This window comes from Mammaliicoccus sp. N-M50 (assembly GCF_022386995.1).
In the GTDB taxonomy this organism is placed as follows: domain Bacteria; phylum Bacillota; class Bacilli; order Staphylococcales; family Staphylococcaceae; genus Mammaliicoccus; species Mammaliicoccus sciuri_A.
In genome coordinates, this window is the sequence record NZ_JAJNJA010000001.1 from 157,902 (window position 1) to 177,516 (window position 19,615).

The window sequence follows — 19,615 nt, forward strand, 5'->3', positions numbered from 1 at the left end:
TATCACGCTCACTTTAAATATATTTTAACATATAAACATGCATGCAAATTGATATGACTTTGATAAATTTTTGATTATAATAGAAATAAGAAAAGGAGTGATGGCAATGTCAATTTATGACTTCGTTGTTGCAAAAACGAACGGTGAAGAATATTCATTATCTGAGTATAAAGGAAAAGCAATTTTAATTGTTAATACAGCAAGTGAATGTGGTTTCACACCTCAATTTGAAGGGTTAGAAGCTTTATACCAAGATTATAAAGATCAAGATTTCGTGGTGTTAGGATTCCCATGTAATCAATTTGGTAATCAAGAACCTGGTGACTCTTATGAAGCATACCAAAATTGTAAATTAAATTATGGTGTAACTTTCCCAATGCATGAAAAAATAAAAGTTAAAGGTTCAGAACAACATCCACTTTATGAATATCTTACTTCTGCTAAAAAAGGTATTTTAAATGGATCAATTAAATGGAACTTTACTAAGTTCTTAGTAAATAAAGACGGAGAAGTTGTGAATCGATTTTCTCCACAAAAAAGTCCTGAACAATTGAGAAGTTCAATAGAAGCAGTATTATAATTGATTACACATAAATAAGCGGCTAAGACAATAAAATGTCCTAGCCGCTTATTTTTTCATACACGATTATTGTTCGCTATCTTGATTTTCATCATCTTGAGCATCTACGAAAGTTGAGATAGCATGTTTGTAAATTAGATGTTCTTTCCCTAGAATATCTAATAATACAACTTTGTCGTCAAAGTCGACAATTTTCCCTTTCATTTGAAATCCATTTAGTAAGAATACTGTAAGTTCAGTTCCTTCTGATTTGAATTTCTTAAGTAAAACTTCTTGAATATTTTCTTTCTCTGCCATATGACTTTCCCCTTCACTTGGATAATTGGATTACGTTGTCTGCGATTTCTGTTAAAGACTGTTTATCCCGTTGAAACCAAGTCACATTCATTTTATTTTTAAACCATGTCATTTGACGTTTGGCATATCTTCTTGAATTTTGCTTGATTTGTTCTGTAGAAGTTTCTATGTCTATTTCTCCTTTTACTACTGGTATCAATTCTTTGTATCCAATTGCTTGCATACTTTGTGAATCTTCATACCCTTTCTCAACAAGATTAGACACTTCTCTTAATAATCCTCGCTGCAACATCATGTCAACGCGCATATTAATTCTTTGATATAATGTTTCGCGCGACATTTCTATCCCAATTAATATTGTACTATATTTTCCAGAAAATGTCTGGCTTTTCTTTCTTTCACTTAAAGTTTTTTTTGTATTTAAGTAATATTCAATTGCTCGTTCTACTCTTTTACGATTGTTCGGATGCACTGATGACGCAGTTTCTGGGTCGATTTCATATAAATAATTGCGCAATTCAATATTTGAGCATTTAGATAATTTATTTAATTTATTTTTTGTAATTTCCATTTTTTCAGAACTGATTTTTTCTTCTTCAAGGTTATAATCATATAAAACTGACTGTACATATAAACCTGTTCCACCGACAAGTATCGGCAATTTACCTCTAGCATGAATATCCTTTACAATTCTTTCAAAGTCTTGTTTAAATCGATACACTGAATATGGTTCATCCGGTTCATATACATCTATTAAATGATGAACAACGCCTTCTTTTTCTTCTTCTGTCACTTTTGCTGTACCAATATCTAGACCTTTATAAATTTGAAAGGCATCACCATTAATAACTTCACCGTTTAAAGATTTTGCTAATTTAATGCTTAATTCTGTTTTACCTACTGCAGTAGGGCCTACTATTGCAATTAATGGTTTTTCATTCATTTGATATTTCCTCTTTTTCTAATTGTTTAATTTGTACCATCAACCAATTATATAAATGTTCATACACTGCATAACGGTTCGTCTCAAATAAAACTTCGTGACGCTTATTCTTATATAATTGTACTGTGACATGCTTAACGCCTGAACGTTTATAAATAGAAGCTAACTGTTTAATACCGTTACCGAATCCACCAAAGTGATCTTCTTTACCTGATACTAGTAAAATCGGCATATTTAAATTTTGTTTTTTAATATAATTGATTTTCTTCGTTTGGACAGCTGCCTTTACTGTTTCTAAAAGTACTTTATGTGAAATTGGAAATCCTGAATAAACATCTTTTTCATATTGCTCGCGATTTTCATCACTTTGACTTAACCATTTATTATCTTTATTTAAATCTTTATGTTGTCGATTCATTGTCTTAAAAGCAATATTATTGATAAATTTTGATTTCGTGCGACTACCTAAAAATAAATTCACAAACTTTAATGCATATAAATTTAACTTGCCTTGAATTTTAGGGTAAACAACCGTCCCTGAAAGTATCAACGCATCTACATCATTAGGATAATCGTGAACAAATTGTCTCGCAACTAGCGAACCCATAGAGTGTCCTAGCATTATAAATGGCAATTTTGGATTAAGTTCATTTTTAAACGTATCACTTACTTCTTTAACATCATCGACTAATTCTTGTAATGCATTAAAATGACCTCTTGAAGAAGCTTCTATGTTCATACCGTGACCTCTGTGGTTATGACGGATAACATGAAAACCTCTTTTACATAAATATTCTGCTACTGCATCATATCTATCTTTATGTTCAGCCACACCATGCAGTATATGTATAATTCCAAACGGTTTTTCATCCGTTTTATCAATTGTAACTTCTAAAGTTTGTTCTGTAGATAATGTAATTCTATGATTAAATCGTCTCAAAGACATGCGCCTCCCTTATAAGACATTATAGCAAAATCTATAGTGCTTAAAAATATATTCACAAATCAATCACATAATATATAAAAAACCTGCCGACAAAAATTGTCAGCAGGTTTAAATAGTTGGTTTATAAATTATTTAACAATAGCTGGTTGATCATTTGGATTAACCGCTTCTTTAATAGCTTGTTCTAATTCATCTTTATAAACACGTTTAGTATCATTATCATAATTTAATACTTGAGCCATTACTTCAACTATCGCATCTTTATGATCTAATACATATTGAATATCAAAGTATAAACGACCTGAACGACGTACTAAGAAGTCAGTTGGTTTATGAACCATTTCTTTTTGAATGCTGTAAATAACTTCAGCATATACTTCGATTGGAAGATTAACATCTGCAACTTGTGTAGCATGAGCAATAGCAAATACTTCATCTACATTAGATCCGTATTTTCTAGCTAAATAACGTGCTGCATCTTCTGATAAGTTGTAGTTTTTAGCTTCTTTAACTTTACTTTCAACGAATGATTCATAATTTTTACTACCACCAACGTTACCGCCAGAAATGTAAGTTTCTTTTGTACGACAAGGTTTGAACGATAATTTATATTCTTCTTTAAGACGTTTACTTAATAAATCAACAATATCTTGAGCCATATGACGGTAACCTGTTAATTTACCACCAGCGATTGTAAGTAAGCCTGAATCGCCTTCCCAAATTTCGTCTTTACGAGAAATTTCTGATGGATCTTTACCTTTTTCAAAGATTAATGGTCTAACACCAGCCCAAGTTGATTCGATATCCTTATCTTCAACTTTTACAGTTGGGAACATATAGTGAATAGCATCTAATAAATATTGACGATCTTCTTCTGTAACTTTAGGAGAAGATTTATCATTATCATAAATTGTATCAGTAGTACCAACGTATGCTTTTCCATCTCTAGGAATTGCGAAAATCATTCTGCCATCATTTTCTGTATCAAAGTATACAGCTTGACCTAATGGGAATATGCTTTGGTCTATTACAATATGAACACCTTTAGTTAATCTAAGTTGTTTATTGTTTGTTGAATAGTCTTTACCACGTACTTCATCAACCCATGGACCTGCCGCGTTGATAACTCTTTTACCTTTAATTTCGAAAATTTCATTTTGCAATAAATCAGTTACTTCGATACCTGATACTTTTTTCTTTTTGTTGTATAAGAATTTATTTGATTTAGCATAGTTAATGATATCTGCACCAAATTCACGTGCGCGTTTCATAACTTCAATTGTTAAACGAGCATCATCTGTACGGTACTCAACATAGTAACCACCAGCTTTTAAACCGTCTTGTTTTACAAGTGGTTCTTTCTTAATTGTTTCTTCTCTGTTTAACATTGTACGACGTTCAGCTTTTTTAACACCTGCTAAGAAATCATAAACTTTCAAGCCGATTGATGTTGTAAATGGACCCATGCTACCGCCTTTGTGTAAAGGTAATAACATCCATTCTGGTGTTGTTACGTGAGGACCATTTTCATAAACGATCGCTCTTTCTTTACCAGTTTCAGCAACTACGCCAACTTGGAATTGTTTTAAGTAACGTAATCCACCATGAACTAATTTCGTACTTCTAGAACTTGTACCTTGTGCAAAGTCTTGCATTTCAACTAATGCTACTTTCATACCACGTTGCGCTGCATCTAAAGCAATACCTGCACCAGTGATTCCTCCACCGATAACAACTACGTCATATTCAGTATTTTTAAGTTGATCTTTAACTTGATTACGATTTAATGCTGATAATTGTTGCATAACCATTTCCTCCTGTAAAATGTAAAAAAATGAGAGACTTATCCCTACAAAAATGTACGAACAAAGCCTCTCATGTCTCTACGAAATATTAACTTAACTATATGATAACACAACTTAATCTAATTTAAAAGCTTGAGTGGCTTTTACTGCAGTTTTCCAACCTTTATAAAGTTTTTCACGTTCTTCTTCTTCAAGTTCAGGTTTGAATTCTGTTTCTAATTTCCAACGTTGTTTTATCTCATCTTTAGATTTCCAGAAACCTACTGCTAATCCAGCTAAGTATGCTGCACCTAATGCAGTTGTTTCATTTACTTCTGGTCTTTCTACTGGCGTATTTACAATATCAGCTTGGAATTGCATTAAGAAATTATTCTTAACAGCACCGCCATCAACTCTTAATGTTTCAACATTAATGCCAGAATCTTTTTCCATTGCTTCTAACACATCTCTAGTTTGGTAACATAATGATTCTAAAGTTGCTCTAATGAAATGTTCTTTTTCAGTACCACGTGTTAAGCCGAAGATTGCACCTCTAGCATCTGCATCCCAATAAGGTGTACCTAAACCAACAAACGCTGGTACGACGTATACGCCTTCTGTAGATTTAACACGATTTGCATAATCTTCTGATGCTGGTGCTGATTTAATCATTCTTAAACCATCTCTTAACCATTGAATAGCAGATCCTGATACGAAAATACTACCTTCAAGTGCGTAGTTTACTTTACCATCTAGACCATAAGCTAATGTTGTTAATAAACCACTTTCAGATTTTACAGCTTTTTCACCAGTGTTCATTAACATAAATCCACCAGTACCGTATGTGTTCTTAACTTCTCCACTTTCGAAGCAAGCTTGTCCGAATAATGCAGCTTGTTGGTCACCTGCTACACCAGCGATTGCAATTTTTTCACCGAAGAAGTGATGTTGTTGAGTATAACCATATACTTCACTTGAAGGTTTAACTTCTGGCAACATAGAAGCTGGTACATCAAGATATTCTAATAATTCTTCGTCCCATTTCAAGTCATAAATGTTATACATTAATGTTCTACTTGCGTTTGAATAATCTGTTACATGAACGTCACCTGTAAATTTCCAGATTAACCATGTATCAATTGTTCCGAATAATAAATCGCCGTTTTCAGCTTTTTCTCTAGCACCTTCAACATTATCAAGAATCCATTTAACTTTTGTACCTGAGAAATATGGATCTAATAATAGACCAGTTTTTTCTTTAAAAATTGGTTCTAAATCTTTAGATTTTAATTCTGTACAAATGTCTTGAGTTTGTCGAGATTGCCAAACAATTGCATGATAAACTGGGCGTCCCGTATTTTTATCCCATACGACAGCAGTTTCCCTTTGGTTTGTGATACCAATACCTTCGATTTGTTTTGGACTAATGTTATTTTCATTAAGTACACTTGAAATAACTGCTAATACTGAAGTCCAAATTTCATTCGCATCATGCTCAACCCAACCACCTTTAGGGAAGTATTGCTTAAATTCTCTTTGACTCACAAATTTGATAGTACCTTCTTTATCAAAAAGTATTGCTCTAGAACTTGTTGTACCTTGGTCAATTGATAAAATGTATTTTTCCATATTAAACACTCCTATAAATTTGTATATTACAGAATTTCTGAAACTTCGTCTTTAAGTATTGATTTATTTAAGAAAATACCAGACAATACGACAATCACTGTAAAGATGATTGAGAATATAACAAAACCGTTTACAACCCCGTTAAATAAAATATTAAATAATGCTGCACCTAACATACCGCCTGAAATCGGTCCTAAAATTGGCACAATTGCATATTTCCAATTTGAACTTCCTTTACCCGGAATTGGTAATAGCATATGCATGATACGTGGTCCGATATCACGAGCTGGGTTAATCGCATAACCTGTCGCACCACCTAAACTTAAACCAATTGCTACGATTAATAAACCAACAATTAAAGGATTTAAGCCATCAGTAAATTTATTAGTTCCTATAAATAATAATCCCATAACTAAGATCATAGTTCCAATAATCTCACTTAAGAAGTTTGCTACATAGTTTGGATAAGATGGACCAGTTGAGAATACACCTAACTTAGCACCTTGATCTTCAGTTTTTTTCCAATGTGGTAAATAAGTAGCCCATACTAAAAATGCACCAATCATAGCACCAAGCATTTGAGCCACAATAAATGGAACAACTTTAGACCATGGGAATGATCCGTCAATTGCAAAGCCAAGCGTAACAGCTGGGTTTAAATGTGCCCCGGAAACATTACCAACTGCATAAACACCAAGCATAACAGCTAGCCCCCAACCTAATGAAATAACAATCCAGTCTGCACCTTTACCAAGTGCCCCTTTTAGATTGACGTTAGCACATACACCGCCACCAAATAATATTAAGATGGCTGTACCAATTAATTCGCCTAAAAATTCACTCATATTAAACACCCTCCTAAATATAATATGCTAATACATAAAAAGCCCCCTACGTTGAACTACACATCATATTCATATAGTAATTTATACAAATTTAACGCATAGTTTCTTTTCGTAGAGGGTCTCATTTACTCATCTCATATATTAACTTAATTAGAAGTATAATACTTTATGAAAACGTTGTCAAATAAATTTACCAAATTGTAATATCGCTAGATGTAACATATTGTGCACCGCTTTCAATTGCTAAATCAATTTCTTCTTTCGTATTAATTAATCCACCTGCAATAATTCGCTTACCTGTTTTATCACTAATTTCCTTGATCACTTTAGTAGCAACTCCTGGCAGTACTTCTACTAAATCAGGGTCTGATTGTTTAATCAGTTCAATACTTCTACTTAACGCTGTGCTATCAAGAATGAACACACGTAATATCGTTAACGTATTTAATTTTTTGGCACGTTTAATAATTTTTGATTTCGTTGATATAATGCCATGTGGTTTATATTGTTGTATAACATATTCAACAGCCGCTTCATCATTTGATAAACCTTTAATTAAATCAATGTGTAGCATCACTTCTTTTTGATGCTTTTTCATTTGCTCTAAAATGCCTTGCAAATGACCGATATGTGTATCTAATAAAACGCATCTTTCATAATCCATTTTTAAAAACTTTTCCATATCTTTCATAGAGCGAATAGCCGGTAATATATGCTTATTCATTTTATCCTCCTACATAACGCGTTTAAATAATTTTTCTAATTCATACGTCGTCAATTCAATAATAATTGGTCTTCCGTGCGGACAAGTAAACGGGTCAGTTGTTTCTCTTAATTCATCAATCAAATGACTCATTTCATGATTTCTTAAATAATGATTAGCTTTAATAGATTTCTTACAACTCATCATAATTGCTGCATCTTCTCTTAATTTTTTAATATCAACTTTTTCATGATTTAACACGTAATCGATCATATCTTTTATGATTTCTTCTGCATCAACATTTGGTAGCCAAACTGGATATTCACTCACCATATAGTCATGATGACCAATTGGTTCTAAAAATACGCCCGCTTCAGCAAGTGATTGTAAATATTTTTCAATAATCATGTGCTCATCTTTAGAAAAATTAAATGTTAGTGGCAACAACAAACTTTGTGTTTCGTTTGTGACTTCACCAATTTTTTCTTTGAAAAATTCATATTTAATTCGTTCTTGCGCTGCATGTTGATCAATCATAAACATGCCCGTATCATTTTGTGCCACAATATATGTTCCGTGAACTTGACCTACAACTTCCATATACGGTACACGTGGCGCTTCAGATACTTGCTCTTCTTCAATTGGCGCTTGATATGGTGTATCGACATGCTCTACTGTATCTTGAACTTCATAAGTTTCTTCATTATTTTCAATATGCTCGGGTTCATCATGTTGAACATCTAAATCTCTATTAGTTTCCTGTTTGATAGTATCTTCTTGTATAACCGAATGATGTTCTGTCTTATCTTTAAATTGCCAAGAAGGTGAAGGTTCTCTGCTTGCAATGTCATTTGTTTTTTCAATTTCTTCAACACTTTTAGTATTATGAGATATATGCTGATGTTGAGTTGTATTTTGATTTCTTTTAGCTTCAAAATCTATTTTTTGTTGTTCAAAAATTTCTTTTTGTGATTTTTTAGGTTTTTGCTTTTCTAAAGATGTATCTGGAATTAATGACATACCTCTAAATGCTTCTTTAATTTTTTGATTAATCAAATCATAAAGTAGTTGTTCTTTAGAAAGCCTTACTTCTAGTTTAGTTGGATGTACGTTAACATCTACTAAAATCGGATCCATTTCAATATTTAAATAAACGATTGGATATCTACCGATTGGTAAGAGTGTATGATAACCTTCTATAATCGCTTTGTTAAGTACAAAGTTCTTAATATATCGCCCGTTGATAAATATAGAAATATAATGACGATTACTTCTCGTGTGCTCAGGTTTACAAATAAATCCGTTTACGACGTAATCATCTGTTTCTCCATTTATTGGTACAAGGTCTTTCGCAATTTTCATGCCATAAATTTCAGCCATTACTTCATTTGTTCTTCCCGAACCATTCGTTGAAATAACTGTTTTATCATCTGATACGAGATTAAATGCAATATTCGGATGACTCATTGCCATTCTATTCACTATATCCGTAATTTTACCCAGTTCAGTATACAAACTTTTAACATATTTTAATCTTGCTGGCGTATTATAGAATAAATCTTCAACAAGAATATCTGTACCTTTTTTAGCTTTAGCAGGTTGTTTTTTCGTAATTTCACCATTTTCAACGCGCACTTCATGTCCAAGCATACCATCCGTACAAGTCTTCATCGTCACTCTACTCACTGATGAAATACTCGCCAAAGCTTCTCCTCTAAAGCCAAGTGTACGAATATGAAACAAATCATAATCGTTATTAATTTTACTTGTCGCATGTCTACCAAATGCTTTGGCAATATCCTCTTCTTCAATGCCTGTTCCATTATCTACGACTCTAATAGATTGAATACCTGATTCTTTAATCGAAATATCAATTTGAGTTGCTTGAGCATCAATTGCATTTTCCAACAATTCTTTCACAACAGAAGCTGGTCTTTCTACCACTTCACCTGCAGCTATTTTGTTGGCTAAAGATAATTCAAGTTCTTTAATTTTTCCCAATGCACTCACACTTTCTATTTAAGTTGTTTTTGTAATTCATGCAGTTTTGATAATGCTTCAATAGGTGTTATGTTCATTAAATCAATTGATTTAAGTTTCTTTTCAATTTCAGATTGCCCTTGTTCTTCAAATAATTGGAATGACGGTTGTTCATACTTATCTGCTTCTTTCTCTACTTTTGTATGAGATTCAAGTTCTTGTAAAATAGTATTTGCTCTTTCAATAATTTCATCAGGTAAATCCGTTAACTTCGCTACATGAATACCATAACTTTGATCAACTGCGCCTTCTTTTACTTTATGCAAGAAAATCAATTCTCCTTGATATTCTTGTGCAGCTACGTGAATATTTTTAAGTCCAGATAACGTTTCATCTAAATGTGTTAACTCATGATAATGTGTTGAGAATAACGTTTTTGCTTTTGTATGATGATGTACATATTCAATCATAGACTGTGCAAGCGCTAGACCATCAAATGTAGATGTACCTCTTCCAATTTCATCAAATATAATTAAGCTATCTTCAGTTGCACCTACCATGGCTTTTTCAGCTTCTAACATTTCGACCATAAATGTACTTTTCCCTGATACTAAATCATCTGCAGCACCAATTCTCGTAAAGATTTGATCAAATATTGGCAATTGCGCATAATCTGCAGGCACGTATGCCCCCATTTGAGCCATAATACTAATAATAGCTATTTGACGCATATACGTACTCTTACCAGACATATTTGGTCCTGTTATTAAATAGATAAAGCCTTCTTTATCTAAATAACAGTCATTTGGAACATAGTCATTATGATCCATTACGCGTTCAACAACTGGGTGTCTCGATGATTTAAGTGATAATGTTTTATCTTCACTAAAAATCGGACGTGTATAATGATATTTTTGAGCAATTTCAGCAAAGCTTTGTAAACAGTCTATTTCTGATAGTAATTTAGCTTGTGCTTGTAACTTTTCAGTATAGGCTTTCACTTCTTGTCTTAAATCCAGGAATAGTTGATATTCTAGTTCGATTGCTTTATCTTCTGCACCTAAAATGATAGATTCTTTTTCTTTTAATTCTTCAGTTATAAAACGTTCAGCATTTGATAATGTTTGCTTACGTTGATATCCTAGAGCATCTGTATCAATATGATTTAAATTTGCTTTTGTAATTTCAATATAGTACCCAAAAACTTTGTTAAAGCTTACCTTTAATGATTTAACACCCGTTCGTTCACGTTCTTTTAATTGTAATTCTGCAATCCATTGCTTACCATTTGTTGAAGCTTCTTTATATTGATCTAGTGTTTCGTTAAAGCCTTTTTTAAATATCCCACCTTCTTTAACAGAAATCGGTGGATCTTCTACTAAACTTTCATCTAATAATCGTTCTAAATCATTTAATGGTTCAAGATCTTTAAATCGATCTATAGACGTTGAGTCTAATCTTTCAATAATTTCTTTAACATATGGAATTTGTTTTATTGAATAATTCAACTGTACTAAATCTTTAGCATTCACATTGCCGTAGCTAACTCTTCCGACTAATCTTTCAATATCATATACCATATTCAAATAACTTCTAAGTTCATCACGTTCAATAAACCCATTCACTAATTGTTCAACAGCATCTAATCTTTGTTCGATATCTCTTTGGTTAATAAGTGGTCTATCTATCCATTGCTTTAATCTTCTTGCGCCCATAGGTGTCTTTGTATCATCCATCAACCATAATAATGTACCTTTTTTAGATTTAAGTCTGATACTTTCTGTTAATTCAAGATTTCGTTTCGCGTAAAAGTCCATTTTCATATAATCTAAAGCTCTATATACGACAACTTCTTCTAAGTGTGGCATATCGCGTTTACCATTATCATGAATATAATTTAATAAATAATTTAATGATCTTTTTTGAGCGTGAGATGTGCCCGTGACAACTTCATAATCTCGTTCTTCATAGCTATCAATAACTGTGATTGTTTCAGTTATGAGCTGAATTTGTTTATATAAATTATCTGGTAACACTTTATTGACAATAATTTCATTAGGGTGAATCGTTGTAATTTCATTAATTAAAGTTGTTTCATCTACAAATGATGTTACTTTTAATTCACCTGTTGTGACATCACAGTAACTTAAATGAAACTCTCCGTCTTCTTTTATAAATCCTAATATATAATTATTTGTTTTTTCATCCATACCCTTTTGATCCATAACCGTACCTGGCGTTATGACTTGCACAACTTCTCTACGAACCATTCCTTTAGTTTGTGTTGGATCTTCCATTTGTTCACAAATCGCGACTTTATAACCTTTTGAAATAAGTTTTTCGATATATCCAGAAGCAGAATGATACGGTACCCCGCACATTGGAATTGGATCTTTCTTAGCATCTCTTCTTGTTAGTGTTATTTCTAATACTCTCGATGCTTCAATTGCATCATCGTAGAACATTTCATAAAAATCACCTAATCTGAAAAATAATAATGTATCTTGATATTGAGATTTTATCTTTAAATATTGAGCCATCATTGGCGTTGGTTTAGACATCTTTATTCACGTTCCTTTTTTTAACTTTCGATTTATCTATTTTATCAAAATTTCTACTATTAAACGAGTATGTTTATTTATTAAAAAAAAGAGCGTAATGAAGCAATTTATGCTTCACGCCCTTTAATTCATGATGTATCTTTAATTATCATTTTTTAATTTCTTTAATATACCTCTTTTTTCAAAAGCCTTTAATAATATATAACTTGCGATAGCGCCTATTAGACTACTAAAGAAAAATGATAAAAATAATGGCCAAAATGCAATTTTCCCTAGTCCTAGTAACCAACTTATCGGAATACAAACGAAGCTACCTATCACACCAGTACCTATAACTTCTCCTAGAGATGCAATCGATAATTGTTTGCGATATTTATAAAGTAAACTTGCTAATAATACACCTATCATACTACCTGGAAAAGCAAAAATCGTGCCTAAACCTAGTAAGTTTCTAATAAACGAAGATAACAAAGCTTGCGCTAAGCCATACCATGGTCCAAGAAATACGGCTGATATAACATTAATGAAATGTTGCATTGGCAATGCTTTTATTGGACCTATTGGTATCGTGATAAATGTACTAAAGACAACATTTATTGTTGTTAATATTGCGGTTAAAGTCATTAATTTTGTCTTCTTCATTATATTTCCTCCATAAAAAAATCATTAGTCTACGTATTGGCAGACTAATGATTATGAGCATATATAATCTTTAGTTGCACAATCTCTACGCCAGTATTACCTGGATCAAATCTACACGTATATTCTCAGCCTTGTTAGGCACCGTGTGTGCAATATATTAAATATTAATTTGAGCAGCTACTTGTATTTGGCGCATTTCTAACTGCTGCACCAGTTTCACCAGTAAGTTGATTACCACCTGTTGATTCAATAATTTCATTTGTAACTGTGTGGCTAATTGAATGAGATACCATTTGTAAAAGTTCATTTACTTCAACTTGTGCTTCTTTAAATTCACTTACAATTGGCATTTCATCTAATTCTTTTTCAATATTTTTAATTTTTTCTTCAACCATAGCTAATGCTTTATCTTTACCATAGTTTTGGAAATTAACTGCTTGTTTTTGTAAAGATTTCAAACTAGCCATTTTTTCTCTGACTGTTTGATTCTCATGAATTTGCGCTTCTGCACGTTTAAAGAAATCTACTTCTTCTGTTTCTGACATCATTTTCCCCAGTTTACGCGCTTGTTCTAAAATATCATCTTTTGTATACATTTAATGTACCACCTTTTCTTTAGATACAACATCTATAAATTCACCATTTAATGAATATTGTTTTGCTTCAGTAATTTTTACTTTTACGATTTTGCCGATTACATCTTTTGGTGCTTTAAAGTTAACTAATTTATTCTTTTCAGTATAGCCTGCTAATACCGCTTCATCTCTCTTACTTGAACCTTCACATAGAACAAACACTTCTTGTCCTTCGTATGGTTTCAATGATTCCGCAGCATATTCACCAACTACTTTATTTAATCTTTGAAGTCTTTCTTTTTTCTCTTTATCAGGCACATTATCTTTCATCTTAGCTGCTGGTGTACCTTCTCTCGGAGAATATACATATGTGTAAGCATGTTCGAAACCAACTTCATGATACAACTTTATTGTTTCTAAAAATTGTTCTTCTGTTTCATTAGGATAGCCAACAATGATATCCGTTGTCAATGCTACATCTGGAATTGCTGCTCTTATTTTTTGAACTAATTCCAAATAACTTTCACGTGTATATTTTCTACCCATAATTTTTAACACTTGGTTATTACCAGATTGTACTGGTAAATGTATATGAGGTACGATATTTCCACCATTAGCAATCACTTCAATTAAACGATCATCAAAGTCCCAAGGATGACTCGTCGTAAAACGTACGCGCGGTATATCGATTTTAGTGATGTCATTTAACAAATCACCTAATCCATAATTTAAACCTTCGATATCTTTACCGTATGCATTTACATTTTGACCTAATAAACATATTTCTTGGTAGCCTTGTCTTGCTAAGTCTCTTACTTCAGCAATAATTTCTTCAGGCATACGACTTCTCTCTTTACCACGAGTGAACGGTACAATACAATACGTACAGAATTTGTCACAACCGTACATAATATTTACCCACGCTTTAATTCTACCATTTCTTACTTTAGGTAAATTTTCGATGACGTCGCCTTCTTTAGACCATACTTCAACAACCATCGCTTTAGACATATATGCTTCTTCTAAAATTTCAGGCAATCTATGGATGTTGTGTGTACCGAAAATCATATCAACATTCTGGTATGATTTAAGAATCTTATTAACGACAGATTCTTCTTGTGACATACATCCACATACACCAATTAAACAATCTGGTCGCTCTTGTTTAAGATGCTTTAAATTCCCAATTTCACTGAACACTTTATTTTCAGCATTCTCTCTTATCGCACACGTATTAAGTAATATTACATCTGCATCTTCTACTGAATTCGTCGGTCCAAAACCTAACGCCTGTAAAATACCAGCCATTACTTCTGTATCATGTTCATTCATTTGACAACCATATGTTCTAATATAGAATTTACGACCTTTCCCCATACCTCTATGTCGTTCGTCTATTTTAAAATCATCATGATATTCAACTTGTGATTTCCCTCTTTGTTTAGCGTCCTTTAAATTTGGAGGTTGATAAACATGTTCGAAGTACTTGCTATAATCCTTCTCTAAATTAGGTTCTGTCTTCGCTTTGGCCCCATGTTTTCTTTGCTCTTCATTCAATTTCAAAACCCTTTCTGCCCATATATTTATACCTATATATTATATTAGAGTTCAACATAAAGTGCAAAAATGTTCCGACATTTTTGCACTTTCATTTCATGTATCAAATATTTAATTTTAAAGATGCTTAATCCAAAATCTTCTCGTATTTTCTTCTTCATCTGATTTATACGGTTCATCTTCTACACCATTATTATTTATAATGACTTTCGCACTTGCATCATTCGATTCATCACAAGTTACAAGAACAGAATGAACACCTTCATTATTTAAATTCTTAACTGCATAATTTAACAACTTTGTCGCATAGCCTTTTCCTCGTTCGCTTTTTCTAACACCGTAACCGACATGTCCACCCTTTTTATTTAAATAGTCATTTAAGGCATATCTAATATTTACAGCGCCAACAATTTTATCATCATCAATAAGTACATACGTTTTTGCTTTTACAAAGTTTGCGTCAACTGGGTCAATTGCTTCTTCTAACATGATTAACATCTTATCAAAACCACCGTGTTGACGGACGTCAGTCGCCCATGGAACAACGTGTTCTTCGTTTTCATACCATTCATTTATATATTCTGTGAATAACGATTCAATATCTTTATCTATTTCTCTGAATTCCATAAATGCATCCCCTTTTAATTTAATTCTTTTATTTGTTCATCATCATTTGTATTTAACATATGATAATAAATGCCTTGTTGTTCGATTAATGCATCTTGAGAGCCAGATTCAATCAATTCACCGTGTGATAATACAAAGACTAAGTCTGCTTTTTTAACTGTATTTAAACGGTGCGCAATAATAACACTCGTTCTACCTTGCATTAATGTATCTAACGCTTCTTGAATTTTAATTTCAGTAACTGTATCGATACTACTTGTTGCTTCATCCAATAAAAGTATTTTAGGATCTTGAAGTAAACATCTTGCGATAGAAATAAGCTGTTTCTCACCTTGAGATAATGAACCAGATTCACCTTTCAATACTGTATCATAACCATTTTCTAAAGCTTCTATAAAGTCATGTGCATTTGCTTTTTTGGCAGCTTCTACAACTTCTTCATATGTAGCATTTGGCGTTCCATACATAATATTGTCTTTAATCGTTCCATCAAATAAATAGGAATCTTGTAACACGACACCTATAGAACTTCTCAAAGATTCACGTGTTATTTTATTAATTGGAATGCCATCAATAAGAATGCGTCCTTTATTCACTTCATAATAATGTAGAATAAGTTGCACGATTGTCGTTTTACCTGCACCAGTTGCGCCGACTAATGCAACAGATTCACCGTTATTAATTTTAAAGGACAAATCTTTTATAGTCGGTACTTTTTGGTTAGGATCATATTTGAATTCAACATGTTCGAATTCAATTTTTCCATTAATATTTTGATAATCTTGCGCCTCTTTATCATCTTTCTCACTTGGCTCATCCATAATATCAAAGACACGTTCGGCACCTGCTATTGCAGATAATACTGTATTAAATTGGTTTGCTAAATCTGATAATGGTCTTGTAAACTGTCTCGCATATTCAGCGAAAATCACGATTACCCCAACTGTAACACCAGCAGTTTGATTAAGAGCTAATATACCACCAATACCGGCTACAATGGCAAAGCTTAAATTATTTAAATAGTTCATTACTTTCGGTATTAAACCACCAAATGTGATTGACCAAAAACTATATTCTCTCACGTCTTTCGCTTTTTCATTAAATGTATCTATAACATACTTTTCTTGAGAAAAAGCTTTAACTACTGTTTGTCCATTTACAATTTCCTCGATATATCCATTCATAATACCAAATTGTTTTTGGCGTAAAGCATATAACACACTTGTTCGTGTAGTAATCCATCTTAAACTTATAAACATGATTGGAATAATAATGACCGTCAATAATGTAAGTAAAGGACTTAAATAAAGCATAATTGAAAGTGTACCAATGAGTGTCACGACACTAGAAGTAAACTGTATAAATGATGAATTTAATACTTGTGATACATTTTCAATATCATTTTGCATTCGACTCATCAGTTCACCGTGTTGCTTTTGATCATAATAAGCGACAGGCAAAGTTTGAAAATGTTTAAAGAGTTGATTTCTTAATAAATATACCGTGCGCTGGGCAATACTGACCATCATAAATGAGCCTATATATGATGTAACTGACAGCATTATATATACAATAGCAAGCAGTATGATATATTGTGGCAGCCCATTTAATTCTTTCGGTATAATTTTCGTATCAATGATATGTCCGATTAAAAACGGTCCAACTAAACTTAATATGGATGAACAAATAATCATTAGAATTACGACAATCAATTGTATTCGCTTTTCATCTATTAATTTCCATATATTTAATAATGTACCTTTCGTATCTCTTGCTCTTTTTTTCTTTTTAGTTGGATTTTGAGTACGATTTTTATCTTCAAATACTGATTTATGACCATAAGGGTTTCTTAGACTCATGATGAACTCACCGCACTTTCTTGACTACTTGCAATTTCTTTATACAATGGTGATGTTTCTAATAGTGTTTCATGTGTCCCAATCGCTTCAATACGTCCATCGACTAGTAACATAATTCGATCTGCTGTTTGAGCAGTTGAAATTTTTTGTGTCACAATTAATTTAGTCGTTTCTTCATCTTCCAAAGCATCCCATAAAGCAGATTCCGTCTTAATATCTAATGCTGATGTTGAATCATCTAAAATTAATAAACCTGGTTTCCTAACAAGTGCTCTAGCAATAGATAGTCTTTGCTTTTGACCACCTGATAACGTCACACCTTGTTGGCCAATCATCGTATCATATTGATGATCAAAACGTTCGATAGATTGATGTATTTGGGCTTTTTCTGAAGATAATTCTAACATTTCACTTTCGGCTGATGGATCTCCAAATTGTAAATTCTCATAAATTGTTCCTGAGAATAACAATGCTTTTTGAGGTACGTATCCAATTGCATCTCTTAAAGATTCAATTTCCCAATCGTTTACGTTTTTATTGTTAAGCAATATTTCTCCAGATGTCACTTTATACATTTTAGGTATCAAACTGAGTAAAGTTGATTTACCAGAACCAGTAGATCCCATAATGGCAAAAGTTTCTCTCGGTTTCACTTCAAATGATATATGTTCTAAAACAGGCTTATGACTATTTGGATACGTGAAAGAAACATCTTTAAATTGAATAGGATATGCATAATTTGGCTTATGTTCGATTTCATTATTGAACACTTTTTCATCTGATGGCGTAATTAATACTTCTTCAATTCGTTCACTTGATGCTTTCATTCTGCTAAGTGTCATGATTAAGAAAGCAAGCATCCCAAATCCACCTTGCATTCTCATACCATAATTTAATATAGCAACTAATTTACCAACTTCTAAAGTAGAATGATCGACCATATCTGAACCAAACCATACAACAGCTAATATACTGCCATTTATAATCAATAATAATGAAGGATTGATAAATTCCATGAGGCGTAACGCGTATGTATAATTGCTTCTAATATCTTTGATTTTTTCATTAAATTGATTGATTTCTTGTTTGCTCGTTTGGCTTGCTTTAATTAATCTAACCGCTTCTAAATTCTGTTGGAAAAATCTATTCATTTCATCAAATTTTCTTTGTATTTTTGTGAATAGTTTAGATCCTTTTCGCGCAATTACAAATATAATAATAAAAATAATCGGAGAACCTATTACTAAATAAATTGCTAATTTCGGTTCGACTGCAAAACTTAATATAATGCTCCCAATAATCATTAAAGGTGCTCGTAACATGATTCGAATTGACATATATACTGCTTGATCACAATTGGTTACATCACTTGTTAACCTCGTAATTAAACTTGAAGTCTTAAACCTCTCTAATGTTGCTAAAGAAAAAGATTGGATTTTCTTAAATTGTTCAGTTCTTAAATCATAAGCAAATGCTTGTGATACATGACCCGCAACAAAACTATTCCATATCCCTGATAAAAGGGCTACTAATCCTGTTACAAGCATAATCATTAAATATAAATATACGTGGTTCAAATCATTCTTTAAAATGCCGTTATCAATAATTTCTGATATAAAAATGGGTTGAATGAGTTCAACCGCTAATTCTACTAACATTAATATTAAACCGAGTATAAACAACCATTTATACGGTCTAATAAATTTAAGTACCGTTTTCAATTTACATATCCCCTTTAATATATTTTCCTATAACATTCTCCTTTTCTTCTAACTCATTATTTTGAAATTATGATTTATACTTATCCGTTAATGTATCCATTGTTATACCTTCAGGCACATGATAGAACTTTATCTGAGAAATAATACTGTCACATTCAAGTTCAACCATACGTTCATTTATTTGTTCAATGAGAATAAGACATGCATTTAAATCTCCTTCTATCGTTGTTTCTAAAGGATGCACTTCATATTTAAGACCCGATTGATCGATGATACTGATTGCCTCATCAACTAATGGAATAACACCTGTTTGTTGATGTTCTGGAATAATTTGAATACTCATTAATGTATTTGTCATTTCGAATC

At 32.2% G+C, this 19,615-nt stretch carries 17 protein-coding genes and 1 riboswitch; of the genes, 1 reads left to right on the top strand and 16 read right to left on the bottom strand.

Annotated elements, in window-relative coordinates:
• The first annotated feature begins 106 nt into the window (after positions 1-106).
• Positions 107-580, top strand: coding sequence for a glutathione peroxidase (locus tag LQ622_RS00755; protein ID WP_037587881.1), 474 nt, complete (start codon positions 107-109; stop codon positions 578-580).
• A 66-nt stretch (positions 581-646) separates the two neighbouring features.
• On the opposite strand, the gene hfq is transcribed toward LQ622_RS00755, so the two are convergent.
• The 16 genes from hfq to LQ622_RS00835 all read right to left on the bottom strand — a co-directional run bounded on the left by hfq (position 647) and on the right by LQ622_RS00835 (position 19,607).
• The gene (hfq, locus tag LQ622_RS00760; RefSeq protein ID WP_037587879.1) at positions 647-877 is read right to left on the bottom strand and encodes an RNA chaperone Hfq; all 231 of its coding nucleotides are present in this window, start codon (positions 875-877) and stop codon (positions 647-649) included.
• Positions 878-890: 13 nt separating this feature from the next.
• Positions 891-1,820 (bottom strand): tRNA (adenosine(37)-N6)-dimethylallyltransferase MiaA, encoded by a 930-nt coding sequence (miaA, locus tag LQ622_RS00765; RefSeq protein WP_239762365.1) that lies wholly within the window; start codon positions 1,818-1,820, stop codon positions 891-893.
• Complete coding sequence (locus LQ622_RS00770) at positions 1,813-2,760, bottom strand: alpha/beta fold hydrolase (RefSeq protein ID WP_159315067.1); 948 nt, start codon at positions 2,758-2,760, stop codon at positions 1,813-1,815. The genes miaA and LQ622_RS00770 overlap by 8 nt, the downstream gene beginning before the upstream one ends.
• A 134-nt stretch (positions 2,761-2,894) precedes the next feature.
• On the bottom strand, positions 2,895-4,571 hold the full coding sequence (locus LQ622_RS00775; RefSeq protein WP_037587873.1) for a glycerol-3-phosphate dehydrogenase/oxidase: 1,677 nt from the start codon (positions 4,569-4,571) through the stop codon (positions 2,895-2,897).
• Between the two features lie 114 nt (positions 4,572-4,685).
• Positions 4,686-6,179: a glycerol kinase GlpK gene (gene glpK, locus LQ622_RS00780; protein WP_037587871.1), complete on the bottom strand. Its 1,494-nt coding sequence runs from the start codon at positions 6,177-6,179 to the stop codon at positions 4,686-4,688.
• Positions 6,180-6,205: 26 nt separating this feature from the next.
• Positions 6,206-7,024 (bottom strand): MIP/aquaporin family protein, encoded by an 819-nt coding sequence (locus LQ622_RS00785; protein WP_049319000.1) that lies wholly within the window; start codon positions 7,022-7,024, stop codon positions 6,206-6,208.
• A gap of 190 nt (positions 7,025-7,214) precedes the next feature.
• Complete coding sequence (locus tag LQ622_RS00790) at positions 7,215-7,748, bottom strand: glycerol-3-phosphate responsive antiterminator (RefSeq protein WP_049319001.1); 534 nt, start codon at positions 7,746-7,748, stop codon at positions 7,215-7,217.
• Positions 7,749-7,757: 9 nt separating this feature from the next.
• Positions 7,758-9,728, bottom strand: a complete 1,971-nt coding sequence (mutL, locus tag LQ622_RS00795; protein WP_126477435.1) for a DNA mismatch repair endonuclease MutL — start codon at positions 9,726-9,728, stop codon at positions 7,758-7,760.
• A gap of 14 nt (positions 9,729-9,742) precedes the next feature.
• Complete coding sequence (gene mutS / locus LQ622_RS00800; RefSeq protein WP_126477436.1) at positions 9,743-12,268, bottom strand: DNA mismatch repair protein MutS; 2,526 nt, start codon at positions 12,266-12,268, stop codon at positions 9,743-9,745.
• 141 nt (positions 12,269-12,409) lie between these two features.
• Complete coding sequence (thiW, locus tag LQ622_RS00805; RefSeq protein WP_126477437.1) at positions 12,410-12,910, bottom strand: energy coupling factor transporter S component ThiW; 501 nt, start codon at positions 12,908-12,910, stop codon at positions 12,410-12,412.
• Between the two features lie 64 nt (positions 12,911-12,974).
• Positions 12,975-13,066, bottom strand: a riboswitch (TPP riboswitch).
• 8 nt (positions 13,067-13,074) lie between these two features.
• On the bottom strand, positions 13,075-13,506 hold the full coding sequence (locus LQ622_RS00810; RefSeq protein WP_025905606.1) for a YlbF/YmcA family competence regulator: 432 nt from the start codon (positions 13,504-13,506) through the stop codon (positions 13,075-13,077).
• On the bottom strand, positions 13,507-15,042 hold the full coding sequence (miaB, locus tag LQ622_RS00815) for a tRNA (N6-isopentenyl adenosine(37)-C2)-methylthiotransferase MiaB (protein WP_126477438.1): 1,536 nt from the start codon (positions 15,040-15,042) through the stop codon (positions 13,507-13,509).
• A 117-nt stretch (positions 15,043-15,159) separates the two neighbouring features.
• Positions 15,160-15,669: a GNAT family N-acetyltransferase gene (locus LQ622_RS00820; RefSeq protein WP_239762364.1), complete on the bottom strand. Its 510-nt coding sequence runs from the start codon at positions 15,667-15,669 to the stop codon at positions 15,160-15,162.
• A 14-nt stretch (positions 15,670-15,683) separates the two neighbouring features.
• Positions 15,684-17,528 carry an ABC transporter ATP-binding protein gene (locus LQ622_RS00825; RefSeq protein ID WP_239762363.1) on the bottom strand — a complete coding sequence of 615 codons (1,845 nt, stop codon included), beginning with the start codon at positions 17,526-17,528 and terminating at the stop codon, positions 15,684-15,686.
• Entirely contained in the window at positions 17,525-19,249 is a 1,725-nt protein-coding gene (locus LQ622_RS00830) for an ABC transporter ATP-binding protein (protein ID WP_239739439.1), read from the bottom strand. Before LQ622_RS00830 ends, LQ622_RS00825 begins: the two co-directional genes overlap by 4 nt.
• A 67-nt stretch (positions 19,250-19,316) precedes the next feature.
• Entirely contained in the window at positions 19,317-19,607 is a 291-nt protein-coding gene (locus LQ622_RS00835; RefSeq protein WP_025905601.1) for a thiamine-binding protein, read from the bottom strand.
• Positions 19,608-19,615: the final 8 nt, after the last annotated feature.